General features: G+C 63.2%; 28 protein-coding genes. 1 reads left to right on the top strand and 27 read right to left on the bottom strand.

Annotated elements, in window-relative coordinates:
• Positions 1–63 precede the first annotated feature (63 nt).
• From LE416_RS00265 to LE416_RS00240, 6 genes are all read right to left on the bottom strand, one after another.
• Positions 64–1,992 carry a copper-translocating P-type ATPase gene (locus tag LE416_RS00265; protein WP_225046505.1) on the bottom strand — a complete coding sequence of 643 codons (1,929 nt, stop codon included), beginning with the start codon at positions 1,990–1,992 and terminating at the stop codon, positions 64–66.
• Positions 1,992–2,264, bottom strand: a complete 273-nt coding sequence (locus tag LE416_RS00260) for a cupredoxin domain-containing protein (protein ID WP_225046504.1) — start codon at positions 2,262–2,264, stop codon at positions 1,992–1,994. The genes LE416_RS00265 and LE416_RS00260 overlap by 1 nt, the downstream gene beginning before the upstream one ends.
• A 17-nt stretch (positions 2,265–2,281) precedes the next feature.
• Positions 2,282–2,653, bottom strand: a complete 372-nt coding sequence (locus tag LE416_RS00255) for a cupredoxin domain-containing protein (protein ID WP_225046503.1) — start codon at positions 2,651–2,653, stop codon at positions 2,282–2,284.
• Positions 2,646–3,092 (bottom strand): CopY/TcrY family copper transport repressor, encoded by a 447-nt coding sequence (locus LE416_RS00250; protein WP_225046502.1) that lies wholly within the window; start codon positions 3,090–3,092, stop codon positions 2,646–2,648. Before LE416_RS00250 ends, LE416_RS00255 begins: the two co-directional genes overlap by 8 nt.
• Positions 3,093–3,616: 524 nt before the next feature.
• The gene (locus tag LE416_RS00245; RefSeq protein ID WP_225046501.1) at positions 3,617–4,375 is read right to left on the bottom strand and encodes an ABC transporter permease; all 759 of its coding nucleotides are present in this window, start codon (positions 4,373–4,375) and stop codon (positions 3,617–3,619) included.
• Positions 4,368–5,012, bottom strand: a complete 645-nt coding sequence (locus LE416_RS00240; RefSeq protein ID WP_225046500.1) for an ABC transporter ATP-binding protein — start codon at positions 5,010–5,012, stop codon at positions 4,368–4,370. Before LE416_RS00240 ends, LE416_RS00245 begins: the two co-directional genes overlap by 8 nt.
• A gap of 154 nt (positions 5,013–5,166) precedes the next feature.
• On the opposite strand from LE416_RS00240, the gene LE416_RS00235 reads away from it, so the two are divergent.
• Positions 5,167–5,550: a hypothetical protein gene (locus LE416_RS00235; protein ID WP_225046499.1), complete on the top strand. Its 384-nt coding sequence runs from the start codon at positions 5,167–5,169 to the stop codon at positions 5,548–5,550.
• On the opposite strand, the gene LE416_RS00230 is transcribed toward LE416_RS00235, so the two are convergent.
• The 21 genes from LE416_RS00230 to rplO form a co-directional block, all read right to left on the bottom strand.
• Complete coding sequence (locus LE416_RS00230) at positions 5,547–6,476, bottom strand: hypothetical protein (protein ID WP_225046498.1); 930 nt, start codon at positions 6,474–6,476, stop codon at positions 5,547–5,549. The two genes, LE416_RS00235 and LE416_RS00230, sit on opposite strands and share 4 nt — an antisense overlap.
• 33 nt (positions 6,477–6,509) lie before the next feature.
• The gene (locus LE416_RS00225; protein ID WP_225046497.1) at positions 6,510–7,352 is read right to left on the bottom strand and encodes a hypothetical protein; all 843 of its coding nucleotides are present in this window, start codon (positions 7,350–7,352) and stop codon (positions 6,510–6,512) included.
• A 977-nt stretch (positions 7,353–8,329) separates the two neighbouring features.
• Complete coding sequence (locus tag LE416_RS00220; protein ID WP_225046496.1) at positions 8,330–9,424, bottom strand: hypothetical protein; 1,095 nt, start codon at positions 9,422–9,424, stop codon at positions 8,330–8,332.
• Positions 9,425–9,526: 102 nt separating this feature from the next.
• On the bottom strand, positions 9,527–10,216 hold the full coding sequence (locus LE416_RS00215; RefSeq protein ID WP_225046495.1) for an ATP-binding cassette domain-containing protein: 690 nt from the start codon (positions 10,214–10,216) through the stop codon (positions 9,527–9,529).
• Positions 10,213–11,466 (bottom strand): hypothetical protein, encoded by a 1,254-nt coding sequence (locus LE416_RS00210; RefSeq protein ID WP_225046494.1) that lies wholly within the window; start codon positions 11,464–11,466, stop codon positions 10,213–10,215. Before LE416_RS00210 ends, LE416_RS00215 begins: the two co-directional genes overlap by 4 nt.
• Positions 11,467–11,848: 382 nt before the next feature.
• Positions 11,849–12,241: a 30S ribosomal protein S9 gene (rpsI, locus tag LE416_RS00205; RefSeq protein WP_225046493.1), complete on the bottom strand. Its 393-nt coding sequence runs from the start codon at positions 12,239–12,241 to the stop codon at positions 11,849–11,851.
• A 13-nt stretch (positions 12,242–12,254) separates the two neighbouring features.
• Positions 12,255–12,701 carry a 50S ribosomal protein L13 gene (gene rplM / locus LE416_RS00200; protein WP_225046492.1) on the bottom strand — a complete coding sequence of 149 codons (447 nt, stop codon included), beginning with the start codon at positions 12,699–12,701 and terminating at the stop codon, positions 12,255–12,257.
• Positions 12,702–13,078: 377 nt separating this feature from the next.
• Entirely contained in the window at positions 13,079–13,849 is a 771-nt protein-coding gene (gene truA, locus LE416_RS00195) for a tRNA pseudouridine(38-40) synthase TruA (RefSeq protein WP_225046491.1), read from the bottom strand.
• 61 nt (positions 13,850–13,910) lie between these two features.
• The gene (locus tag LE416_RS00190) at positions 13,911–14,708 is read right to left on the bottom strand and encodes an energy-coupling factor transporter transmembrane component T family protein (RefSeq protein ID WP_225046490.1); all 798 of its coding nucleotides are present in this window, start codon (positions 14,706–14,708) and stop codon (positions 13,911–13,913) included.
• On the bottom strand, positions 14,701–15,567 hold the full coding sequence (locus LE416_RS00185) for an energy-coupling factor ABC transporter ATP-binding protein (protein ID WP_225046489.1): 867 nt from the start codon (positions 15,565–15,567) through the stop codon (positions 14,701–14,703). Before LE416_RS00185 ends, LE416_RS00190 begins: the two co-directional genes overlap by 8 nt.
• Positions 15,543–16,379, bottom strand: a complete 837-nt coding sequence (locus LE416_RS00180) for an energy-coupling factor ABC transporter ATP-binding protein (protein ID WP_225046488.1) — start codon at positions 16,377–16,379, stop codon at positions 15,543–15,545. The genes LE416_RS00185 and LE416_RS00180 overlap by 25 nt, the downstream gene beginning before the upstream one ends.
• A gap of 190 nt (positions 16,380–16,569) precedes the next feature.
• Entirely contained in the window at positions 16,570–16,872 is a 303-nt protein-coding gene (locus LE416_RS00175) for a hypothetical protein (protein WP_225046487.1), read from the bottom strand.
• Positions 16,873–17,539: 667 nt separating this feature from the next.
• The gene (gene rplQ, locus LE416_RS00170; protein WP_225046486.1) at positions 17,540–17,920 is read right to left on the bottom strand and encodes a 50S ribosomal protein L17; all 381 of its coding nucleotides are present in this window, start codon (positions 17,918–17,920) and stop codon (positions 17,540–17,542) included.
• Between the two features lie 21 nt (positions 17,921–17,941).
• Positions 17,942–18,880: a DNA-directed RNA polymerase subunit alpha gene (locus tag LE416_RS00165; RefSeq protein ID WP_225046485.1), complete on the bottom strand. Its 939-nt coding sequence runs from the start codon at positions 18,878–18,880 to the stop codon at positions 17,942–17,944.
• A 66-nt stretch (positions 18,881–18,946) separates the two neighbouring features.
• Positions 18,947–19,336: a 30S ribosomal protein S11 gene (gene rpsK, locus LE416_RS00160; RefSeq protein WP_225046484.1), complete on the bottom strand. Its 390-nt coding sequence runs from the start codon at positions 19,334–19,336 to the stop codon at positions 18,947–18,949.
• A gap of 21 nt (positions 19,337–19,357) precedes the next feature.
• Positions 19,358–19,723, bottom strand: a complete 366-nt coding sequence (rpsM, locus tag LE416_RS00155; protein WP_225046483.1) for a 30S ribosomal protein S13 — start codon at positions 19,721–19,723, stop codon at positions 19,358–19,360.
• Positions 19,724–19,755: 32 nt separating this feature from the next.
• Positions 19,756–19,872, bottom strand: a complete 117-nt coding sequence (gene rpmJ, locus LE416_RS00150; protein WP_125706037.1) for a 50S ribosomal protein L36 — start codon at positions 19,870–19,872, stop codon at positions 19,756–19,758.
• Between the two features lie 76 nt (positions 19,873–19,948).
• Positions 19,949–20,167 carry a translation initiation factor IF-1 gene (gene infA / locus LE416_RS00145; RefSeq protein ID WP_225046482.1) on the bottom strand — a complete coding sequence of 73 codons (219 nt, stop codon included), beginning with the start codon at positions 20,165–20,167 and terminating at the stop codon, positions 19,949–19,951.
• Positions 20,168–20,302: 135 nt separating this feature from the next.
• Positions 20,303–20,959 (bottom strand): adenylate kinase, encoded by a 657-nt coding sequence (locus LE416_RS00140; protein ID WP_225046481.1) that lies wholly within the window; start codon positions 20,957–20,959, stop codon positions 20,303–20,305.
• Positions 20,960–20,981: 22 nt separating this feature from the next.
• Complete coding sequence (gene secY / locus LE416_RS00135; RefSeq protein ID WP_225046480.1) at positions 20,982–22,295, bottom strand: preprotein translocase subunit SecY; 1,314 nt, start codon at positions 22,293–22,295, stop codon at positions 20,982–20,984.
• A complete protein-coding gene (gene rplO, locus LE416_RS00130) occupies positions 22,295–22,735 on the bottom strand; it encodes a 50S ribosomal protein L15 (RefSeq protein WP_225046479.1) in 441 nt (146 codons plus the stop codon). Before rplO ends, secY begins: the two co-directional genes overlap by 1 nt.
• Positions 22,736–22,737 lie beyond the last annotated feature (2 nt).

The following is a 22,737-nucleotide window of genomic DNA, read 5'->3' as shown; positions in this document are numbered from 1 at the left end:
AACGCAAGCGGGCCCCCAATCATCGTCAGTTGACAATGGTTGGAGGCCCGCGTCAGTGGGGCGTCACGCCGCAACCCGGCGGCGCTTGGCGAGCCTGGTGCGGTTCAGCAAAAGTGAGCTGGTGACCACGGACAGCGACGAGGCCGCCATGGCCAGGCCGGCGAGCTCCGGGCTCAGCACCACGCCGAGGGCCGAGAAGACACCCGCCGCGACGGGAATGCCCAGCACGTTGTAGATGAAGGCCCAAAATAAGTTGAGCTTGATGCGCCCGAAGGTTTTCTGGCTCAGGGCCAGCGCCGTCGCAACGTCTCTCAGGTCGTTTTTGACCAGCACGATGCCACCGGCGTCGATGGCGATGTCCGTGCCCGAGCCCATCGCGATGCCGAGGTCCGCGACGGTCAAAGCCGGCGCGTCGTTGATGCCGTCGCCGACAAAGGCCACCTTGCCGTGTTCCTGCAGGCGCTGGACCGCGGCCGCCTTGTCCTGCGGCAGGACGTCGGCGATCACCTGGTCGATGCCGACCGAAGCCGCGACGGCGGCGGCGACGCGCTCGTTGTCGCCCGTCAGCATCACCGTCTTCAGGCCCCGGTCGTGCAGGGCCTGGATGGCCGCCTGCGAGGTCGGCTTGGCGACGTCTTGAATCGCGATCAGGCCGGTGACCGCGCCGGCCTGGCCGACGTACACCACGGTCTTGGCCGCGTCCTGAAGCGCTGCGACCTGGGCGGCCAAGTCCGCCGGCACGCGGTAATCGGCCGCAAGCTTGGCGTTGCCGACGAAGGCCGGCGCGCCGTCGACGGTACCGGTGACGCCCTTGCCGGCGACGGCGGCGAAGTCGCGCGGCGCCGGCGCACTCAGGTCAAGCGCCTTGGCCTTGGCCAGGATGGCGGCGGCCAGCGGGTGCTCGGACGCGCCCTCAAGCGCCGCGGCGAGGCGCAGCACCGCCGCTTCGTCGCCGATCACATCGGTGACCACCGGCGTCCCATTGGTGATGGTGCCCGTCTTGTCGAACACCACGGTGTCGATGCCGTTGGCGGCCTCCAGCACCTCGCCGTTCTTGATCAAAATCCCGGCGCGGGCGGCCCGGCCGGTGCCGACCATCAACGCGGTCGGCGTCGCCAGCCCCAAGGCACACGGGCAGGCGATGACCACAACGGACACGGCGAAGATCAGGCTGGTGGCCAGCCCCGCGCCGAGCAGCACGAACCAGAGCCAAAACGTCGCGATGGCGGCAATCAAAACCGCGGGCACGAAGACGTCGGCGACCCTGTCCGTCAGCTTCTGGATCGGGGCGCGGGAGTTCTGCGCGTTTTTGACCATCGCGACGATCTGCGCGAGCATCGTGTCCTCCCCCACCTTGTCGGCGGTGAAGTCCACGGTGCCGGTACCGTTGAGGGTCGCGCCGATCACGCGGTCACCGGTGGTTTTTTCGACCGGCAGGCTCTCGCCGGTGACCATCGACTCGTCGATGCTGGTGGCGCCTGAGACGATCACGCCGTCCACGGCGATTTTCTCCCCGGGGCGCACGCGGATGCGCTCGCCGACCACGATCTGGTCGACCGGCACCCGCACGACGTCATCCCCGCGGACCACCGCCGCGTCCTTGGCCTGCAGGTTGGCGAGCTTGGCGACGGCGCTCGAGGCGTTGTCGCGCATCCGCTCCTCGAAGACCTGGCCGAGCATGATGAAGGTCACCACCACCGCCGCGGTTTCAAAGAACACCGGCCGGCCGGTCGCCATCGCGTACAGGCTGTAGAAGTAGGTGATCGCCGTGCCCAGCGCGACCAGCGTGTCCATGTTCGCGTGGTGCTTGGTGAAGCTGGCCCAGGCGCTGCGCCAAAACGGCACGGCGGTGACGGCCATGATCACGGTGGTCAGGCCAAGCGCCAGCCAGTCGCCGCCCGGCAGCATCACCCCAAGTGGCATCAGCACCATCTGGGCCAGCATCGGCAGGCTGAGCACCAGGGCGACCCAAAAGCGTGTCCGAATGCTCATCAGCGAATCACCACCTGGCCGTGAAACATGTCCATGCCGCAGCTGAAGGTGTAAGTGCCGGCCGCCGTCGTGCTCAGCGTCACGGTCTGCGGCTGGTTCAACGGCAGCGCGGTGTCAAACCCGAGCTGCTCGGAGTGCACGACATCCAGACAGCCCTGGGCGCTGGTGCGGGTGAAGGTCAAGGTGGCCGGCACCCCGGCCTTGAGCTCGACAATCTGCGGCTGGTAGCCGCCTGCGACTTGAATGTTGACGTTTTGACTTGCTTGACTCATGTTGATTCCCTCCGGTATTATTCGATGACTAACTGACCGTGAAACATGTCCATCCCGCACGCCCAGGTGTAGGTGCCGGGCTTGCTGGTGTCGATGGTGATGGCCTCGGGCTCGCCCTGCGGCAGCGCCTGGTTGATGCCAAAATCGGGGAACACCACCCGGTCCAGGCAGGCCGACGGGTCGCTGCGCGTGAAGGTCAGCACCGCCGGCACCCCGGCCTGCAGCACCACGCGCTCCGGCGTGTAGCCGCCGGCCACCTTCACGTCGATGTGCTGGGTCGTCCCCTGCACCGTCGCCGCCGCGCTTGCGACCTGGTGCTTGCCGAAGAACCACCAGAGAATGAAGCCGATCAGGGCCAGCGCCACCACAGTCACGATGAGCTTACTCATGGCTTGCCTCCTTCATCTCGCAGGTGCAGGCGTCGCCCAGACAGTTGCAGGGCACCTCTTCCGGCGCCGTCTGCGCCTTGGCATTCAGCACCGCGTGCAGCTTGGCGATGTCGCCAAGGCTCAGCGTCGTGTCCTGCACCAGCGCGGTCAGCACCGCGCCTTTTTTCATGTCGCACAGCCGAGCAAAAAAGTCTTGGGCCTCCTGCTGCATCGTCGCCTGCTCGCCAATCAGCGGCGTGTAGGTGAACTGGCGCCCGTCCTTGGTCGTCGCCAGCGCGCCCTTGCCGACCAGCCGGCGCAGCAGGGTTTTGACGGTCGAGTCCGACCAGTCGCGCTTCTCACCCAGCACCGCGATGATGTCGTTGCTGGTCGCCGCCCCCTTGGTCCAGACGACGCGCATCACTTCCCACTCCGCGCGGGACATTTCTTGAACTGCCATGGTTAACCTCCTGTGTTTACATCTGTCACTCACAAGATTCATCTTAGCCATCGTGTTTACGTTTGTCAACGAAATGAGCAAAAAAAGTTTCGCCCACCACCTGGCGGGCGAAACTGAGGTGGTACTAAAGACGGCACGCGGCCGGTGCCTGCCGTCCATCCAGCACAGCAACGCGACCCTTCACGCGAACGCCAAACCCGATTCGGGTCAGGCGCCTCAGCGAAGCACACACGCTCGACCAAACACTGCCACCCTCCACTGTGTAGGGCGCCGGCGCGGCCCACCGCGGCTGGAGGCTCCGGGCCAAGGCGAGCCAGCGTGACATTGCTGTTAACCGGCCGCACTTGCCGGTTTACAGCAACGGCGGGTCCTGAGACCGCACTTCGGGCTCAGGAGAGCCGCACGCGTTCCGCCGCCTTGGCCCGGAGCCGGAAGCCACGGTGCGGCCACGCCTGCGCCCGGCATCTTGGCCCGGAGCCGGAAGCCGCGGTGCGGCCACGCCTGCGCCCGGCATCACAGAACCGCTACCGCAGCTGCTCGTCCGCGTTGTAGAAGCGCGGGTACGCCAGGTAGCAGGCGATGACGGAGCCGATGCTGGTGGCCGCCAGCAGCATGAACGTGACCATGATCTGGTACATGATCGCCTTGGTCGGGTCGACGCCGGCGAAAATCAGGCCGGACATCATCCCCGGCAGGCTAACGATGCCGACCGTTTTGGCCGAGTCGATGGTCGGCGCCATGCCGGTGCGGATCGCCTCGCGGACGATCGCGCGCGAGGCCTGTTTGAGGTCGGCGCCGAGCGCCAGCCGCTCGAGCACCGCCTGGCGCTGGTCGCGAAACTGCGTGTTCATGCTGCGGTAGGCCAGGCCGATGGCGACCATCGAGTTGGACGCGATCATCCCGGACACCGGCACAATCTGGCTCGGCGTGAAGCGCAGGGCGCCGGCGCCGACCAGAAGCGCCAGCGTCAGGATCGTCGCCGTGCCGATCGCCAACAGGCTGATTGGGAAGGCGTGCGGAATGCCGGCCGCGCGCTTGTTGGCGTTCAGCGCGGCGTTGAAGAGGATGATGGCGACCATCAAGCCGGTCAGCCACAGCCGGTCGACCTTGATGATGTAGGTCAGCACGTACCCGACGACGGTCAGCTGCACGACCGCCCGGACGACGCCGATCACCATGTCTTTTTCCAGGCCGATCTTCTCGTGCAGGTTGATGCCCAGCGCGATCAGCACCAGCACGACGGCGAAGGCCAGGGCCGTTGGGCTCACAATCAGGTTAGTCATGCTGCACCTCCCCACCGCGAATGGTGACCAGCTTGCCGGCGGCCGCGATCTCCGTCTCGTCGTGCGTCACCGACAGCACGGTCAGCCCCGCGTCGTGCTGGCGCAGGATCAACCGGTGCACCAGCGCCTTGGTGTCGGCGTCCAGGCCGGTGGTCACCTCGTCGAGCAGCAGCACCTTGGGCGGAAAAAGCAGGTTGCGAATCAAGGCGACGCGCTGCTTCTCGCCGCCGGACAGCGCGGTGACCTTGGCGTCCAGCTGGCTTGGCGCCAGCGCGACTGAATCCAGCGCGGCCAGCGCCCGGTCGCGGTCGAAAGGCTGGTTGCGGATTGCGAACGGGAAGGCCAGGTTGTCCTGGACGGTCTCGCCGAACAGGCTCGGCTGCTGGAAGCAGTAGGACACCTCCTTGCGGTAGGCCGGCTTTTCGATGGCGGCCTGCGGTTGGCCGTTGTAGGTGATGGTGCCGGAAGTCGGGGTCAAAAGCGTCGCGAGAAGCCTCAGCAGCGTGCTTTTGCCCGACCCGGACGGCCCGGTGATGGTCCACAGCGCGTTGGCCGGCACGGTCAGGTCGATGCCCTTCAGGATTGCCTGCCCGCCCGGCGCGTACGAGACGCGCGATAACTCGAACACGTTAGTCATGGTTGATTATCCTCCTGCCTCCAGTATACACGGTTTCCTGGGGATTGCCACTGGTGACCACGACGGCCGGCGTCGGCCCCACCGTTGTCTCGAGTGGGGCCGCCGCCGGCCTGACTTATGCTATACTAAGAAAAAACGTTACGGGGGCAGCGACATGTACAATCGCAAGCAAGAGTTCAAACACGACATCAGCGCAGAGGGGTACCGCAACCTAGGACGCCTCGGCAACAGTTTCCTGCTGCCGAGCTGGGCGCTGCTGGTCCTGCGCTCGCTGGTTCACTTCTCGCTGTTCGGGCTGATCTTCAACGTCTTCGGAGTCGGCTTCTGGTTGTGGGTGATTGGCACCATCTGGCAGGACTTCAGCGAGCCAGACCTGCGCCGTGGCGGCGCGGTTGGTTGGTCAATCGGCCTGGTCATCGGGCTGGCGTTCGTCGTTTATGCCTGCATCGCCCTCGGTGGCTGGCTGTGGTTCGACCTCGTTGTCAGCGTCATTGTCGGTATCCTGTGGTTCAAGTTTTTCCGCTACTACTACGCCTAATCAGGATGCCTGAACATCGCCCAAAAGCCCGTCTCGGGCTTTTTTTTCTTGGGCTCAATGACCTTCTCAGGCTTTGGCCGCGGCACAAACTCCGCGTCCAGGCGGGCCCGCAGCGCCTCGCCGTACTCACGGTCGGTGAGCCAGCCCGGCGCCGGCAGGGAAAAGCCATCCGCAATGCCATGATGCGGTGCAAGCTTCTCGCCGTCTTTGGCCACCAGCTGGTAGCGGAAGGCCGGCCCGTAATCCGGATGCAGCCGGGCGCCCCGGGTGCCTTCCAGCGCGCGGCGGCCGGTGTCCATCACCACGAGGTCCGACTGCTGGCCCTCCGCCATCAGTGCGGTCGGGTCCAGCTCGTCGAAGGCCGCCGCGATGTCGGTGATCATCGTGTACCGGTCGTAATGTTCGACCTGCCAAGTCGACTCCTCGTCCGAGCGGTAATGAAAGACCGGCCCCACGTCGAGCGGGTGGCGCTTGAGCCACTTCAGCAGCTTGGCCGGCACCGTGTAGTCATCCGTCGGGTAGTCGACGGGCACCACGGCTCCGATTTCGTCCTGGCTCAGCGCCTGCTCCGGATTGTCTGGACTGAACGTCGGGAGCTGGAAATGGCTGGCCAGCCAGAGCCCAATCGGCATCGGCACGGGGTAGGTGACGGTGGCCGCGTGCGAGTTGTAGCTGTTAAAAAGGGCGCTGAACGGCGCCTGGTGCGGCCAGGCCAGGTCCTGACCGAGCGTGGCGGCGCTCAGCCCCACCCGCTCATCGTCGGGCAGGCTGCGGGCGATGGCCTCCGCGGGATCCTCCTTGTCCCAGCCGGCCCCGTAAGCCACCATCAGGGTGCGCCACGCGTAAAGAATGCGCGCGAACAGCAGCTGATTCATCCCGCGCACCGGGACGATTTTGTAATTATCGTGATAGGTTACCTGTAGCATTGTCTCCCACGCTTTCTTCTGTCTCCGCCTTCGTTAGTCCCTGCCGTAGCCGATGCGAATAATCTCGCGAATGGCGCGAATCGTCTCGTTGCGCGTCATCCAGGCCGAGAGCCCGTCGGTGTAGACACGTTCATCGTAATAATGATTGGTCATCTTCCCGGCCGGCCCGTGCGACAAGTAACCGGTGTACCAATCACGGTGCTCATGCGCATCGATGACATAGCGCACCAGCGGCACGTGGTTGTGCTGGATGTAAAGCTCACGCCCCGATGTGTCCATCTGGCCGGCGCGGTTGAGGTAAGGGCCATCGAGCGGGCCACTGCTGCTCCGCATGAACCCCCCATCGCTCACCTCGGTCAGCGGGTAGGCAATCCCTCTCAGGTCGAAGTTGTGCTTGAACCAGGCCATCTGATCCGGGGTCACGCCGCTCAGCGTCTCCGGCACCGGATGATCGTCGTTCCACGCGATCACCGGGCTGGCGACGTCGTAGGTCGCGTCATCGTAATCGGCCGGCACAATCGCGTGCAAAAGCTCCGGCAGCAGCGGTGCCCGCTCCCCCGCTTGCCACTGGCCGAGCAGCCACAGCGCCATCGGCATCGGTAGCGGGAAGGTCGCATGCCGGGCATCCGCGTCGTACTGCCCGAGAAAAGCAACCGCCGCCTCATCGGTGGGCCAGGCGAGATCCTGATCCAGATCCGCGGGCCGCAGCGCACGGAAGCCGACGTCATCCACGTGCCGCCCCTCGACCACCGTGACCGGGGTGTCGGCCGGCAGGCTCATGGTCTCCCAGATGAACTGCATTCGCGCAAACAGGTCCTCATCGAGGTCGTCGATGGGAATCGCCTTCAGCGTTGCGGGTAAGTCAATCGTTGCCATCACACATCTCTCCTTACTAAGTCAGCCTAATCTTAGCAAAAACGGTGTCGCGACTCAACGGCCAGGCGCGCGGCGCCTCGCCGACCAGATGTGGCCATGCCGCACGCTACTTTGCCTTGCAACGTAGTCACGCATGCGCACGCCCCGGGACACGCAAAGACGCGCCAAACCCGGCCCGGGGTGGCCCCCGAACCGGATTCGGCGCGATTGAATTAGCTTCAGTTGAATCTGCGCGCGGTGCTGTGCACGGCCTGTTGCTGCAGGACCTCCCGGAACCGCCCGGGGCAATGCTGGTATGTGTGCAGCCGGTGCGTGCGCCGCGCGTCTGGGGACCGCCGCGGCTACCTCATCGAGTAGGCCGTCCCTGTGGTGCGACGCGCGGATGGTGATCCGTACCCTTTTCATCTTCCCGCTGTGGTGCTGGGCGGGTTCCACTATCCTATGCATACGATGGCCTAGTCGGGGCCTGGTCTGAGTTGGCTACTGGTGGCGCTTGCCGCCGGATCGTTCGCCTAAGCCGCGGGTGTTGCCGGCAACGCGTTTGCCGCCCCACGACTCCGATGCTCATCTATTGTGTATCGTACCCGCGGTAAAATTTCCCGTCAACTTATCTGCTCGCGCTACAGCATTCCCCGAATCGGCTCCGGTCGTGAACGCCGCGTGCAGCGTGTTGGGTGCAATCAGCGCGCAGTCACCGGCGCTCATCACCCGCGCCGCCCCGCCGCCACCGCGATCAGCTCCGCGGCTTCGTGCCAGTGCGGCGCGAAGTACGCGTGGTCCCACGCCTGCGTCAGGTTGGGGTACCACCCCAAGGGAAAATCGGCCGCCCCGTGGCTGGCGCCTCGTGGTACTGCGTTGCAAGACTCATCATGCTTTTTGCCTCCCGTCGTCTCGCGTCGCCTCCAGTCTCCCGCAGTCGCCCGTGCGCGCCAAAAAGGCCTCGCAATCGCTGTGCGAGGCCAGCGTATTGGACCGCTTCAGGCCGTCCGACTGCCGCGCGCCGTGCGCAGCCGCCACAGTGACCCGGCCGCGACCAGCGCGGCCAGCCCGAGCAGCACCACGACCGGCCACCGCGCCGCCGTTCTGGCCGGCGCCAGCACGATCCCCTGCAGCTGCCCCAGCGGGTTGGCGTCCCCCGGCACGACCCCGGCCGCGGCGGCGACCGCCAAAAGCAGTGCCAGCCTCCCGCTGAGCTGGCGCACGGCCAGCGTCCCCAGCTGGCACCAGCTCACCGCAAGCACGGCCAGCGGCAGCCAGTAGGCCAGCTGCGTCAGCCACTGGTGGCCCAGGGTCAAGTCGTTGCTCAGCGGGTACCGCCAGCTCACCACCTCGCCGCCGCCGAGCACCAGGCCCCACAGCGCGGCGACGCCGACCGCCACCGCGGCAAAGCCCGTCAGCAGCGACACGCCGACGCCGAGGTCCACGGCCTGCAGGTGCAAGCGCCGCCTGGTGGTCAAGAGCTGGAAGCGCCAGGCCGGCGTGTCGAACAGCTCCCGCCACAGCGCCCCGGCCCCGATTGCGACGAACACGACCACCGGCGCCCAGGCCAAAAAGGCGAGGCAGCGCGCCGCCAGTGCCCGCGGCGCCAGCGACCAGGTCGACCAGATCAGCGTCTGGCCGCTGGCCGCCACCTTGAGGGCGCGCCGGCGCCGGCTTTTCAGCGCCGCCAGCGTCGTCTGGGTCAGCGCCAGCCCGCTGCCGGGTTGCACCTTCTCAAGCGCCAGGGTCGTCGTCAGGGCGGCGGCGTAGTTGCGGGTGAAGCCTCGGTAGTCCCGCACTTCAAGCGCCGAAGCCGCGTGGTGCTGGTCGGTCACCAGCCGCTTTTTGAGTGCCAGCGCCTGCCAGTACGGCCGCTCGGCTGCCTTCGGCTGCTTCGGCTTCGCCGGGGCCTGCGCCACCTCCTGCGCCAGGTCCTCCACCTGCCGATTCAGCCTGGCCGCCAGCGCCTGCTCCTCCTGCGCCTTGCGCCAGTAGGTCACACCGGCCACCCCGCTGCCGAGCAGCATCGCCACCGCGGCTAGCGCCACCAGAAGGCGGGACCGCCGCAGCCGGCACCACCACAGATCAAGCATCGCCCTCACTCCTTTCCTCGCACCGCCACCCGGGTCGAGCAGGCGCCTCGCACCGCCAGCCCGGTCCGGATCACGCACCCAAGGCGCCGCCCGACTCGGCGCCTACTCCGTCGCCGCCCGGTGGAACAGCTCCTCGTACCGCGCCTCGGCCGCCGTTGTCACCACTTCCTCCTGCAGCGCGGTGCCGACCTTGAACAGGTAGTGGTTCGTGACCTTCTCAAGCTCCGCCAAGTTGTGCGACGACACCAGCACGATGCGGCCGCTGTCTTGCAGCCCCACCAGCAGCTTGCGGATGATGATCACCGAATCCGGATCCAGACCGTTCAGCGGCTCGTCCAGCAGCAAAACCGGCGTTTGCGGCAAAAGCGCCAAGGCGATCGCCACCCGCTGCTTTTGGCCCATCGACAGGCTGCCGACGGGCTGGGCCACGAAGGCGGCCAGGTCCAGCTGGGCCGACACGGCGGCGATGGCCGCGGCGTCTCGGCCGTGCTGTTTGGCCACGAAGCGCAGGTGGTCGGCACCCGACAGCCGCGGGTACAGGACACCCGCGTCCTGTCCGTAGGCGATGGTGTTGAAAACCACGCCGGCACTCGGCGCCGCGCCGTCCAGCGTGATCGTCCCGGTCTGTGGCCGCAGCAGCCCGCACAGCAGGTCGAACAGCGTGCTTTTGCCGCTGCCGTTCGGGCCCACCAGCCCGTAGACCCCGGGCTGGGTCAGCGTCAGGCTGGCCTTCTCGTACACGGGGTGGTGCCGGTAAGCAAAACTCATCTGGTACAAACTGATCTCAGTCATGCGACTCGCCGTCCTTTCACAGGTACCAAGGCCCCGAGCAGCGCCAGGGCCGCCACCGCGATGATGCCGCCCAGCACGTACGGCCACACCGTCGCACTGGTGCCCAGCACATGCGCCAGGTAATTGCTGGCGACCCAGTCGCCGTTCAGGTAGGTCCAAGGGCTGAACTTGCTGGTCGGCAGCACGAAGAACAGTAGCGGTGCCACCACGCCGATCATCAGCCCGGCGATGCGGCTGGGCAAGAAGCGGTTGACCAGCATGGCTAAGGCGCTGTTGGCGGCCAAAACCGCCACGACCAGCCCGGCGTAGCGGCCCAGGTACCGGGCCAGCGGCGCAATCTGGATCTGAAGCGGCAGGAAAAAGTTGGCGTCGTCCCGCGCGGTTGACCAGGCCCAGTGCGGCGTCACCGCCTTGCCGGCCACCCAGGTCTGAACCGGGTAGCGCAGGTCGCCGAGGCCGGAGCGAACCGCGGCGTAGATTAAAAACAGCCCGAACGCCGCAGCCACCAGCGCCAGTGACGCCACGAAGTGAAAGGCGAACTTGGTCAGCACCAGCCGCCGCCACGACACGTTTTGAAGCCGCAGCCACCGCACGTGGTCGACGCGGCCGTGCCGCTCCTCGGCTAAGGCATCGCCCAAAAACAGGTTCAAGACGGCCAGCGCCACCAGCAGGCCACCGACTGAAGCCCACTGCCAGACCTGGGTCCAGGCGTCGGGGTGGTACTGGCGCGTGTGGGCGAAGAACTGCTGATCGTAGGCGTCCAGGTTGTTGGTCGTCGCGGTGTCCGGGTTGGTCGGGATGGCCAGCGGCAGGATCGGCGCCACATTGTGCTGGCGCAAGTACACCAGCTGGGCGCGCATCGCCTCGGCCTCGCCCGCGTGCAGCATCGTCACCATGGTGTCCGCGATGGGCGCGACGGCCGGCAGTTTGTCGCCCTTCGTCCCGCCCTGAAAACTGCGCCAGGTCGCCGCGAGCACGCCGGCAGCATCCCCGGTCGCGATCCGCCGGCGGATCTGCTTTTGATTCGCCAGGTCCTGTTTCCCCAGCCGGCGCGCGGTTGGGTCGGCCGACTTGGCCATGCGTTGCGCCTGGGCCAGTCGCTTGTCGACCTGGCGCACCTGCCAGTCCGTTGCGGCGGCCTGCTGCCGCCGCTCCATCTCAAGGCAGCCGATCATCAGCGCCACCAGAATCAGCAGGCACGCCCACAGTCGCCGCCCGCGCACCCACTTGCGCCACTCCAGTCCCACCATCGTCCTCGCTCCTTCGCGCTCACGCCCGAAATTTGTCCGCCGTAAGCGCTTGCACTTCTTACCGATTGTACTACGCCGTTTCAGTAGTGTAAACGTGCAGCAAAAAACGGGGAGGTAATCTACTTATCCGCAACTTAAGACGCGTCAATTCCTGCTGAGTCCTAATAAAATAAAAGGAGTTCGGCCAAAGCGAAACTCCCAATAAGTATCAGACTGTTCTTCACCACCAGTTAACGCAGAGCCAGCAAAGCGCCTATTCACGCGACCCTGGACGCCTTCTCAAAGCAAAAAAATAAGTCCGCTCATAATGAGCGAACTTACAGTAGGCCGGGCCTCCGGTATCGTCGAAGAATCGACGATACCCGCGAAAATAGGATTGATATTAACGCTTGGAGAACTGACTAGCCTTACGGGCCTTCTTCAGACCTGGCTTCTTACGTTCCTTCATGCGAGGGTCACGCGTGAGCATGCCGGCGCGCTTGAGAGGGCCGCGGAAGTCTGGGTCAACGGTGAGCAGCGCACGGGAGATCCCGTGACGGATTGCACCGGTCTGGCCGGTGAAGCCGCCGCCATTGGCGTTAACCAAGACGTCGTACTGACCGGTGGTTTCGGTGATGCCGAACGGCTGGGTCAGATCGAGGATGAGGTTTTCATATGGCAGGTAGTCGTGGACGTCCTTGCCGTTGATTGTGATTTTGCCGGAGCCAGGAACCAGACGGACCCGGGCAACGGAGTTTTTGCGGCGACCAGTGCCGCTGTAAGATACTTGAGCCACAGTTGTATCCTCCTTAGATTAGGTTGGTGATGTCGAGTACTTCTGGCTTCTGTGCTTCGTGGGAGTGATCTTCCCCTGCGTACACGTGAAGCTTCATGAATTGCTGGTGACCAAGAGTGTTCTTGGTAGGCAGCATCTTCTTGACAGCGTATTCGACCAAGCGTGCTGGGTCGTTCTTCAGCAGATCGCCAGCAACTTCATGCTTCAGACCACCTGGATGTTGGCTGTGACGGTAGTAGATCTTGTCGCTGGCCTTGTTGCCGGTCAGCTTCAGGTTCGCGGCGTTGATCACGATGACGTTGTCACCGGTGTCAACGTGCGGGGTAAAGGTCGGCTTGTTCTTGCCGCGCAGGATGGAAGCGACGACGGAAGCCAAACGGCCAAGGCTGATGTCCGTTGCGTCGATCACATACCATTTACGTTCGATTTCGCCTGGCTTAGCCATAAATGTTGTACGCACGATTTGTTTCCTCCAATGTTTCTGTGCTTGTTTGACACGTCATAAGTTTCCGGGGCTTATCGTGGGGCAAACAATACCAGCTACTAACATACCAAAAATGGGCGCGGAAGTCAACGCGCCCGGCGCGTTTTTCTCGTCAACTCTACCAGGCGTACCCGGCTAGTCGCCCTCTGGTCATCGGGCTACACGGCGCAACGCCGGTTCGTCTAGCTAAGTGCGCGTCAAATGCGGGTCTTCCGCTAGCCGATTCGCTAAACCCGCCTTGCTTCGCCCTCTGGTCGTCGTCGGGCTACGCGCGGCAACGGCCACTCGTCTAGCTAAGGCCAGCGCTCGGGCCATAGTGCGGCCCAAGCGCTGGCCTTACGCTAGACGGTGTCCTAAGCCCGCCGCGCTCCGCCCTGGTCCGGATAATACACTTCCTTCAAATACAGCCCCGAGGCCGGGGCGGTGCCCCTCGCCTGCTGGCGGTCCAAGACCTCGTACAGCCGCAGGAAGTCGTGCACCGGGCGGCGGCCGTTGCCAATCTCAAGCAGCGTCGCCACCAGTATGCGCACCATGTTGTACAGAAAGCCGTTGCCGTAGAACTCGAACACGATTTCGTTTGTCGCCGCGTCCTCGCGCACCGTCGCCTCGTAGATGGTGCGCACCTTGTTCTCGATCACGCCGCCGCTGGCCGCGAAGCTCGTGAAGTCGTGCGTGCCGACCACGTCCGGCAGCGCCGCGCGAATCAAGTCGAGGTCCAGCGGGTACGGGTAGTGACCGGTGTACAGGCGGTTGAACGGGTCGGTGAAGCGCCCGCGCGCCACGCGGTACATGTAGCGCTTGCCGATGGCCGAGTAGCGGGCGTGAAAACTGGCCGGCACGATCTCGGCGTTCAGGATCTCGATGTCCAGGGGCATCAGCGAGTTCATCGCCAGAAGCATCGACCGCGCCGGGATCTCGCCCGGGTAGTCGAAGGAGACCACCTGCCCCAGCGCGTGGACGCCGGAGTCCGTGCGGCCGGAGCCGTCGATGTGAATCGACTCGCACTTGGCCATTTTGCCCAGCGCCTTTTGGAGCACGCCCTGCACTGTGCGCTGGTGCGGCTGGACCTGGTAGCCGGCGAAGTTGGTGCCGTCGTAGGCCAGCGTCAGTTTGTAATGCGTCATTGTCGTCCTTTCGGCAGTCAAAAGCGGCCGTCCCCGTGGGGGCGACCGCCCGACCGCAGTCCTATCTTGCGCGCAGCAGCACCAACGCCGCCGTCAGCACGACCATCGCGGCACCGGCAAGCCAGTCGGCGCGGTGGTAGCGCAGCACGCGGTACTTGGTGCGGTTGTCCCCGCCCTGGTAACCGCGGGCGTCCATCGCCGTCGCGAGGTCCTCGGCAATCGTGAACGAGTCCACGAACAGCGGGATCAGAAGCGGCACCACGGCCTTCATCTGCTGGAACAGGTTGCCGGAGCCAAAATCGACCCCGCGGGCGCGCTGTGCGTTCATGATCTTGGTGGTCTGATCCATCAACGTCGGCACGAAGCGCAGCGCGATCTGCAGCACCAGCGCCAGCTCCGTGACCGGCACGTGCAGCTTGCGCAGCGGTCGCAGCAGCGACTCCACCGCGTCCGCCAGAGACAGCGGCTGCGTGGTCAGCGTGAGCAGCGTCGAGACGAAGATGATCAAGACGAAGCGCATGAAGATGAACGCCCCGTTGATCAGCCCGAACTGCGTGATCGCCAGCCACCCGAAGGACCAGTACGTCGGCCCCCCCTTGGTGAAGAAGATCTGCAGCACCACGGTGAACAGGATCAGCCAGATCATCGGCCGCACGCCGCGCAGGAAGAAGCCCAGTTTGATTTTGGACGCCGCGAGCATCGCCATGGTGACGGCGAACATCAGGAGGTACGACTGCCAGTTGTTGGCGAGGAAAATGATGGCGATGTAGTAGAAGCTCGCCATCAGCTTGGTCCGCGGGTCCAGCCGGTGGACCCAGGAGTCGCCGGGCAGGTAACGCCCAAGCAGCAGCTTATTCACGGGCGCCACCCCCGATCTGCGGGACCAGCTGGTCGGCCAAAGCCGCCGCGGTCAGCGGCAGCGGATCGAAGCGAAAACCCTTGGCCGCAAGTTTTTCGGCCATCACCGCGGTTTTCGGCAGGCCCAGCGAGTGTTCGCGCAGCCAGGCGGGATCGGCGAACACGTCTGCTGGCGCGCCCTGGCGCACCAGGGCCCCGTTTTGCATCACCAGCACGTTGTCCGCGTAGTCCGCCACGTCGTCCATCTGGTGCGTGACCAGCACGATGGTCAGCCCGGACTCCTGGTGCAGCCGGTTGAACATCTGCATCATCTCCAGGCGCCCGGCGGGGTCAAGCCCCGCGGTCGGCTCGTCGAGCACCAGCACCTCCGGCTGCATCGCCAGCACCCCGGCGATCGCCACGCGGCGCATCTGCCCGCCGGACAGGTCGAAGGGCGAGCGGTCCAGCAGCGTGTCTGGCAGCCCGACCAGCGGCATCATTTTCGCCGCCAAGTCGAGGGCCTCCTGCTCCGGCACGCCGAAGTTCTTGGGCCCGAACGCGATGTCTTGGGCGACGGTCTGCTCGAACAGCTGGTTCTCCGCGAACTGGAACACCATCCCGACCTTCTGACGCAGCGGCCGCAGGTTCTTGTTCGACGTCTCGGCGGTGATGGTGAAGTCGCCGATGGTCACCGTGCCTGAGGTCGGCTTCAAAAGCGCGTTGAGGTGCTGCAACAGCGTCGACTTGCCCGACCCGGTGTGGCCGATGATCGCCGTGTACTCGCCGCCGCGAATCGTGGTGGTGATGTCTCTCAGCCCCACCCCGGCGAACGGCGTCCCGGCTTGGTACGTGAAGCTCACATGGTCGAATGTAATGTCCATAGGTAATCCACCAGGCCTTCCTCGTCAAGGTAGTGAGACGGCATCGCAACGCCGCGGGCGGCCAGCGCCGCCTTGAGCTTCTCCGGGTACGGCACGTCCAGCCCCAGGGAGATCAGCTCGGGGCCGTAAGCAAAAATCTCGGCTGGCGTCCCGGTTTCCTTGATCTCGCCGTCGTTGAGCAGGATCACGCGGTTGGCCTTGGCCGCCTCGTCGATGTCGTGGGTGATCGACAGCACGGTCAGGTTCGTGGCCTCTCGCAGCTTCTGGATCAGCGCGACGATCTCCGCGCGCCCGGCCGGGTCCAGCATCGACGTCGCCTCGTCCAGGATGATGATGTCCGGGCGCTGCGCGACAATGCCGGCGATGGCGACGCGCTGCTTCTGGCCGCCGGACAGCCGCGCCGGCTCGCGGGTCGCAAACTCGCTCATTCCGACCGCCTCAAGCGCGTCTTGCACCCGCACCAGCATCTCGGGGCGCGGCACGCCGCGGTTTTCCAGTCCGAACGCGACATCGTCGGCCACCGTGGCGCCGACGAACTGGTTGTCCGGGTTCTGGAACACGATGCCGACCTTCGCGCGGATCGCCCACACCGTCTCCTCGGACAGCGTCAGCCCGCCGACCACCACCGTGCCCGAGTCCGGCGCCAGCAGGCCGTTGATGTTCTTGGCGAGCGTCGACTTGCCGGATCCGTTGTGCCCGATGATGGCGACCCACTCGCCCTGGTTCACGGTCAGGCTGATGTCCTTGAGCGTGGGATGATCCGCATCCGGATAATGAAAATTCAAATGATCGATCGTGATCGCTTCGGCCATGATGCCCCTCTTTTCCGATTTTGCATGACGGAATCATGATACCATATTTACAACTGTCATGCCGCTAAAACGCTAACTGTATCACTAATGCCGTCGAACTGTCACCGTTTGGCCGCGAACGTGCGCATCCGGCCGGGCATCGTGAGACGCACAAAGGCGGCCCCCCACCGGGAGGCCGCCCCTTGCCGCGCTACGCCATGTACGACCGGCGCCCGTTGCGGTACAGGTCGTCGCCGTCGTAGTCCACCGAATTCACGGCGAACGTGTTGTCCGGGTTGATGTCGATGGCGTTGGCAGGAATGTAGCTCGCCGCGCTGGCCTGCATCATGTCCCCCAGGCTTTTGGCGGTCACCTTGCGCGAGGCCCCGGCGGCGATCTGCTTGTTCACCGGGCTGCGCACGTAGCGCACCTCGCCGTCCTTGTAGGTCACGCGCAGAAACAAGTTCGGCAGCATCGCCACCGAGTCAATGCGTGGTACGGGTGCTTCGGTCATGGTCGTCCCCACTTTCGTTGTTGCGTCAGCGGCGTCTCTCATCACTTCAATCGTAACACGCTTGGTTTTCGTCAGTAAACCCCCAAGCCACTGCGCGACCTTGAACGATGGGCGCCGCACGCCGGCGGACCGAACGGCGCGACACGCGAGCAGCAGGCACACACGTCATCGCGCACCACCCGAAGAACTCTAACACCGGCCGCCACACTGCATCGCCCACTGTGTAGCGGCCGGAGGGTTCCGGGGCGGGGCGGGCAGCGAAAGGAGCGGCGGCCCGGATGACCCGCGGGCTTGGCGGGGCATTCGCGCTGCCGCGCCCGGCAGATTTGGCGACGGGGTAGCCGCAACGCGGCTCCGGCGTCAAATCTAGGGGCGAGACCGCGGCTCGCCCCGGCCGCGCAGCCCGCCCCGCCCCGGGACCCGCAGGCCGCGGCCCACCCACTGCAACACAAAAAGCCGACCAGCGGCCGGCTTCAGTATGTAAAAAAATCATTTGAGATGGAGACACCGGTTGCCCGGTGCTCGCAAGCTAGACTCGGCAGGCCGAGGCCTGGGGCTGACGCCCATACCAATAGGTAGCCAACATCGTAACGCTCCATCGATCAAATGATCAAAGTGAACCGGCCACAGGGGTCGGCTCGGTTTTGAAAAAAGTGGTCAGGCGAACTTAGACGAGTTCGATGATGACCATTTGTGCGGCATCGCCACGACGAGGCGCGGTCTTCAACGTGCGGGTGTAACCGCCGTTGCGTTCTGCGTAGCGTGGGGCAACGTCAGAGAACAGCTTCTGCAGGGCGGACTGAACGACAACCTTGTCGCCGTCTTCCTTGACGTCCGCGATTTCGTTGCGCAGGAATGCGGCAGCCTGACGGCGTGCGTGCAAGTCGTTGCGCTTGCCCAGGGTGATCATCTTTTCCGTCGTGGAGCGGATTTCCTTGGCGCGGGCTTCGGTCGTCGTGATCCGTTCGTTGATGATCAGATCCGTCGTCAGATCGCGAAGCAGTGCTTTACGTTGAGAGCTCGTACGCCCTAATTTCCGGTAACTCATGGATTGGCCTCCTTTACGAGATTAATCTTCTTTGCGCAGACCCAGGCCCAAGTCGGATAACTTGTTCTTCACTTCTTCAAGTGATTTGCGGCCGAGGTTGCGCACCTTCATCATATCGGCTTCTGTTTTGTTGGTCAGTTCCTGAACCGTGTTGATGCCAGCACGCTTCAGGCAGTTGTAAGAACGGACGGACAAGTCGAGCTCTTCGATGGTCATCTCGAGCATCTTTTCCTTGTGGGTCTCTTCCTTTTCAACCATGATTTCGGCGTTCTTGGCCTCGTCGGTCAAGTTGACGAAGATGTCGAGGTGTTCGGTCATGATCTTCGCGGCCAGGCTGATCGCCTCGCGCGGAGAAATCGAACCGTTGGTCCAAACATCCAAAGTCAGCTTGTCGAAGTCGTTGCGCCGCCCAACACGTGCACTTTCAACCTGGTAGTTGACCCGACTGATGGGGGTGAAAATGGAGTCGACAGGCAATACCCCAATCGGCATGTCGTCGCTCTTGTTCTGGTCTGCCGGCACATAGCCGCGACCGGTGCGAACCGTCATCCGAACGTGGAAGCGGCCGCCCTCAGCAACGGTACAGATGTACTGCTCAGGGTTCAGCACTTCGACGTCACTGTCCGTCACGATGTCCGCGGCGGTCACCGTCGCCGGCCCCGTCACGTCGATTTCGACGGTTTTGTCGTCATCCGCCGTCATCTTCAAGGCGAGCTTCTTGATGTTCAGGATGATCTGGGTGACGTCTTCCAGCACGCCGTCGATCGTGGAGAACTCGTGGAGCACACCATCGATCTGGATGTTGGAGACCGCAGCACCAGGCAAAGAGGATAACAGGATGCGACGCAGCGAGTTACCTAACGTGGTCCCGTAGCCGCGCTCGAGCGGCTCAACCACGAACTTGCCGTAGTTGGTGCTTTCGTCAACTTTGGTGATGTTCGGCTTTTCAAATTCGATCATCTAGTCTGTACCCCTTTCAAAACGAGAAGTGAACATTGTCAACCAAGACGAGTCGTCTGGTAACAATTACACACGACGACGCTTTGGAGGACGGGAACCGTTGTGCGGAACCGGTGTAACATCGCGGATCGCGGTCACTTCAAGTCCAGTTGCCTGGAGGGAGCGAATCGCGGCTTCACGGCCAGAGCCAGGGCCCTTGACGGTTACTTCAACAGACTTCATGCCGTGCTCCATGGATTCCTTAGCTGCGGCTTCCGCTGCCATCTGGGCGGCGAAAGGCGTGGACTTACGGGAACCCTTGAAGCCCAAGGCACCGGCTGAGGACCAGGCGATCGCGTTGCCGCGAGGGTCGGTGATCATGACGATCGTGTTGTTGAACGTGGAGTGAATGTGAGCCACACCGGACTCGATGTTCTTCTTCACCCGACGCTTACGAGTTGTTTTGCGTGCTGCCATCGAATATTACCTCCTTCTTAGTTATTTCTTCTTGCCGGCAATGGTAACTTTCTTACCCTTGCGCGTCCGTGCGTTGTTCTTGGTGTTTTGACCGCGAACAGGCAGACCACGGCGGTGACGGATCCCACGATAGGAACCGATTTCCTGAAGCCGCTTGATGTTCAGGCTGACTTCGCGACGAAGATCGCCTTCAACCTTGATGTTGTCAACGGCTGCGCGGATCTTGTCTTCTTGATCTGGGGTCAGGTCTTCTTGGCGGACGTTTTCAGGAACGCCTGCGTCCTTGAGGATCTTCTGAGCGGTGGTCTTGCCGATCCCAAAAATGTAGGTCAGGGCAACAACGATTTGCTTACCACGTGGTAAGTCGACACCAGCGATACGAACCATACGATGGACACCTCCTATTTGTGTTTTAGGTTTTAGCCTTGGCGTTGCTTATGCTTAGGGTTTGCAGGGCAAATGATCATGACACGGCCTTTGCGGCGGATCACTTTGCAGTGCTCGCACATCTTTTTGACGGATGGACGTACTTTCATGATTAAGCCTCCTCTGGGTGTGCCAGAATGGCACAGGGTATTATCTAATCAGGCACGTGGCAGGGGTTGTGACACCCTACTTGAAGCGGTACGTGATCCGGCCCTTGGTCAGATCGTACGGCGACAGCTCCACGGTCACCCGGTCACCGGGCAGGATGCGGATGTAGTGCATCCGGATCTTGCCGGAGACGTGGGCCAGGATGGTCGCCCCGTTCTCAAGCTCGACTTGGAACATCGCGTTCGGTAAGGTATCGACCACGGTGCCTTGAATCTCGATTACATCGTCTTTTGCCACTAAGATTTTCCTCCTAAATGTCTGGTGCTACGCGCGAAAAGGGTGAGGCCACTGGCACTCACCGCACATACCGCGATATTGTACCATAAAAACAAGTTTTTGAAAACAGTCAGGGGTGTTTGCAAAAGGCGGTGCTTACTTCGCGATCTTCTTCAGGATCGCCTGGACCTCAGCAAAGACCAGGTCGATGTCTTGGTCGCCGTTGACGGTGAACAGCAGGTTGCGCGACTGGTAAAAGTCAAGCAGCGGCGTGTTCATCTCGATGTTGACCTTGAGGCGATTCTTCACCGTTGCGGGCTTATCGTCCTCGCGCTGGAAGAACTCGTGGCCGCCGCAGCGATCGCACGTGCCCGCCACCTTCGTCGGGTGGTAGAGCTTGTGGTAGGTCGCCCCGCAGGTCTTGCAGATGAAGCGGCCGGAAAGCCGATCCACCAGGACCTCTGGTTCAACGGCGATGTTGATCACTGCCTCGACGGGCTTGTTCAGGTCCGTCGTGATGGTCTCGAGCGCTTCGGCCTGCGCGATGGTGCGTGGGAAGCCGTCCAGCATGTAACCGGCATCGGTGTCGGACTCGCCTAGGCGTTCCTTCACGATGGCCTCGGTCACCTCGTCGGGAACCAAGGTCCCGGCGTCCATGTAGGACTTGGCCTTGAGCCCCAGCTCCGTGCCGGCCGCCATGGCCGCGCGGAACATATCCCCTGTACTGATGTGGGCAATGGGGTACTCGGCCTCGATTTTCTCGGCCTGCGTCCCCTTACCTGCACCGGGAAGTCCCATTAAAATGAGATTCACGTTGCATCCTCCTCGATATTGACTAGTCTGCGATGAGATCGTCCTGGATGAAGCCGACGTACTCGCGCTTCATGAGCAGCCCGTCCAGCTGGCGAACCAGCTCAACGGCGGTCATGACCACGATCAGAAGGCTCGTGCCGCCCAGCCCGATGGACTGTGGCAGGCCCCAGATGTTGGCGGCCAGCTGCGGCATCAAGGCGACAACCCCAAGGAACAGGGCGCCGACCGTTGACAGGCGCATCAGCACACCGGACATGTACTTTTCGGTCTCCTTACCCGGCCAGACGCCTGGGATGTAGCTCCCCTGCTTGGTCAGGTTCTCGGCCACCTTCTCCGGGTTGACCTGGACGAAGGCGTAAAAGAACGTGAAGACGACGATCAGCAGGGTGTAAATCGCGGTCCCGGCCGGCTTTTGCATGTTGAAGATGTTCGTCATCACCTGGTACCAGCCGTCGCCCGCGTGCTTGGCCTGGAAGGCCATCAGGATGGTCTGCGGCGTCACGATGAACGAGCTGGCGAAGATGACCGGGATAACCCCGGCGACGTTGACCTTCAACGGCAGGTAGGAATTGCTGCCGGCCGCGGTGACGCGGCGCGTGTACTGGATCGGAATCTTGCGGTTGGCCTGTTGAACCCAGGTGACGAAGGTCACGACTGCGATCAGCAGCACGGCCAGCGCAACCAGGAACAGGATGCCCTTCCACAGGTCGCTCGGGTCGTTGTTCGTGATGTTATCGGTGAACAACTCCTGGAAGCCACTTGGGAGGCGGGCGATGATCCCGGCAAAGATGATCATCGACACGCCGTTGCCGATCCCCTTATCGGTGATCTGCTCACCCATCCAGGTCAACAGCATGGTCCCACCGGTCAGGATGATCCCAATCACGACGTAGGTCTGAATGTTTGGGTTCTTGACCAGACCGTAGACCGACAGGGTTTGGAACCCGGCCGTGATCCCGATCGCCTGGAAGAATCCAAGGCCGATGGTCAGGTAGCGGGTGACCTGGTTCAGCTTGCGCCGCCCCACTTCACCCTGCTTGCTCCATTCGACGAACTTCGGCACGATGTCCATCTGCAACAGCTGGACCACGATCTGCGCCGTGATGTATGGTGAAACCCCCATGGAGAAAATCGAGTAGTTCGAAAGGCCGCCACCACTGACAGTGTCAAGTAACGGGATCAAGCCACTCTCACTGATTTTGGTCAACGCCGAGGCATCGACGCCCGGAACCGAGATCTGAGAACCTAACCGATAAACCAGTAATACGCCTAAGGTGAAGAGGATCTTGTTGCGGATCTCCTTGACTTTGAGCGCGTTAATGAGGGTCTTCAGCATTAGATCACCTCGATCGAACCGCCTGCGGCATTAACCGCCTCAACTGCAGCTTCGGACGCCTTGTTGACCTTGATGGTCAGCTTCTTGTCGAGTTGACCGTCAGCCAGCAGCTTGATGCCGTCCTTTGCGTCCTTGACAAGGCCGCTTTCGATCAGCAGTGCTGGGTTGACTTCGGTCCCGTCTTCGAACTTGTTGAGATCCTTCAAGTTGATCACAGCAAAGTCCTTGCGGTTGATGTTCTTGAACCCACGCTTCGGCATGCGACGGAACAGTGGCATCTGGCCACCTTCGAACCCGAGACGGGTCTTGCCGCCCTGACGTGCCAGTTGGCCCTTTTGACCCTTACCGGCCGTCTTACCCTGGCCGCTGGACGTACCGCGACCGAGGCGCTTGCCGTGCTGGCGAGAGCCCTCGCTTGGCTTTAATTCATGCAACTTCATAC

The sequence above is a fragment of the Lacticaseibacillus kribbianus genome (assembly GCF_020180945.1).
Classification (GTDB): Bacteria; Bacillota; Bacilli; order Lactobacillales; family Lactobacillaceae; genus Lacticaseibacillus; species Lacticaseibacillus kribbianus.
This window is presented reverse-complemented; position numbering and strand designations above follow the sequence as displayed.

Coding starts and splice junctions, on each gene's coding strand:
- LE416_RS00265 (WP_225046505.1), bottom strand. CDS start 1,992: ATGAGCATTCGGACACGCTTTTGGGTCGCCCTGGTGCTCAGCCTGCCG.
- LE416_RS00260 (WP_225046504.1), bottom strand. CDS start 2,264: ATGAGTCAAGCAAGTCAAAACGTCAACATTCAAGTCGCAGGCGGCTAC.
- LE416_RS00255 (WP_225046503.1), bottom strand. CDS start 2,653: ATGAGTAAGCTCATCGTGACTGTGGTGGCGCTGGCCCTGATCGGCTTC.
- LE416_RS00250 (WP_225046502.1), bottom strand. CDS start 3,092: ATGGCAGTTCAAGAAATGTCCCGCGCGGAGTGGGAAGTGATGCGCGTC.
- LE416_RS00245 (WP_225046501.1), bottom strand. CDS start 4,375: ATGACTAACCTGATTGTGAGCCCAACGGCCCTGGCCTTCGCCGTCGTG.
- LE416_RS00240 (WP_225046500.1), bottom strand. CDS start 5,012: ATGACTAACGTGTTCGAGTTATCGCGCGTCTCGTACGCGCCGGGCGGG.
- LE416_RS00235 (WP_225046499.1), top strand. CDS start 5,167: ATGTACAATCGCAAGCAAGAGTTCAAACACGACATCAGCGCAGAGGGG.
- LE416_RS00230 (WP_225046498.1), bottom strand. CDS start 6,476: ATGCTACAGGTAACCTATCACGATAATTACAAAATCGTCCCGGTGCGC.
- LE416_RS00225 (WP_225046497.1), bottom strand. CDS start 7,352: ATGGCAACGATTGACTTACCCGCAACGCTGAAGGCGATTCCCATCGAC.
- LE416_RS00220 (WP_225046496.1), bottom strand. CDS start 9,424: ATGCTTGATCTGTGGTGGTGCCGGCTGCGGCGGTCCCGCCTTCTGGTG.
- LE416_RS00215 (WP_225046495.1), bottom strand. CDS start 10,216: ATGACTGAGATCAGTTTGTACCAGATGAGTTTTGCTTACCGGCACCAC.
- LE416_RS00210 (WP_225046494.1), bottom strand. CDS start 11,466: ATGGTGGGACTGGAGTGGCGCAAGTGGGTGCGCGGGCGGCGACTGTGG.
- truA (WP_225046491.1), bottom strand. CDS start 13,849: ATGACGCATTACAAACTGACGCTGGCCTACGACGGCACCAACTTCGCC.
- LE416_RS00185 (WP_225046489.1), bottom strand. CDS start 15,567: ATGGACATTACATTCGACCATGTGAGCTTCACGTACCAAGCCGGGACG.
- LE416_RS00180 (WP_225046488.1), bottom strand. CDS start 16,379: ATGGCCGAAGCGATCACGATCGATCATTTGAATTTTCATTATCCGGAT.
- LE416_RS00175 (WP_225046487.1), bottom strand. CDS start 16,872: ATGACCGAAGCACCCGTACCACGCATTGACTCGGTGGCGATGCTGCCG.
- rplQ (WP_225046486.1), bottom strand. CDS start 17,920: ATGAGTTACCGGAAATTAGGGCGTACGAGCTCTCAACGTAAAGCACTG.
- LE416_RS00165 (WP_225046485.1), bottom strand. CDS start 18,880: ATGATCGAATTTGAAAAGCCGAACATCACCAAAGTTGACGAAAGCACC.
- rpsK (WP_225046484.1), bottom strand. CDS start 19,336: ATGGCAGCACGCAAAACAACTCGTAAGCGTCGGGTGAAGAAGAACATC.
- rpsM (WP_225046483.1), bottom strand. CDS start 19,723: ATGGTTCGTATCGCTGGTGTCGACTTACCACGTGGTAAGCAAATCGTT.
- rpmJ (WP_125706037.1), bottom strand. CDS start 19,872: ATGAAAGTACGTCCATCCGTCAAAAAGATGTGCGAGCACTGCAAAGTG.
- secY (WP_225046480.1), bottom strand. CDS start 22,295: ATGCTGAAGACCCTCATTAACGCGCTCAAAGTCAAGGAGATCCGCAAC.
- rplO (WP_225046479.1), bottom strand. CDS start 22,735: ATGAAGTTGCATGAATTAAAGCCAAGCGAGGGCTCTCGCCAGCACGGC.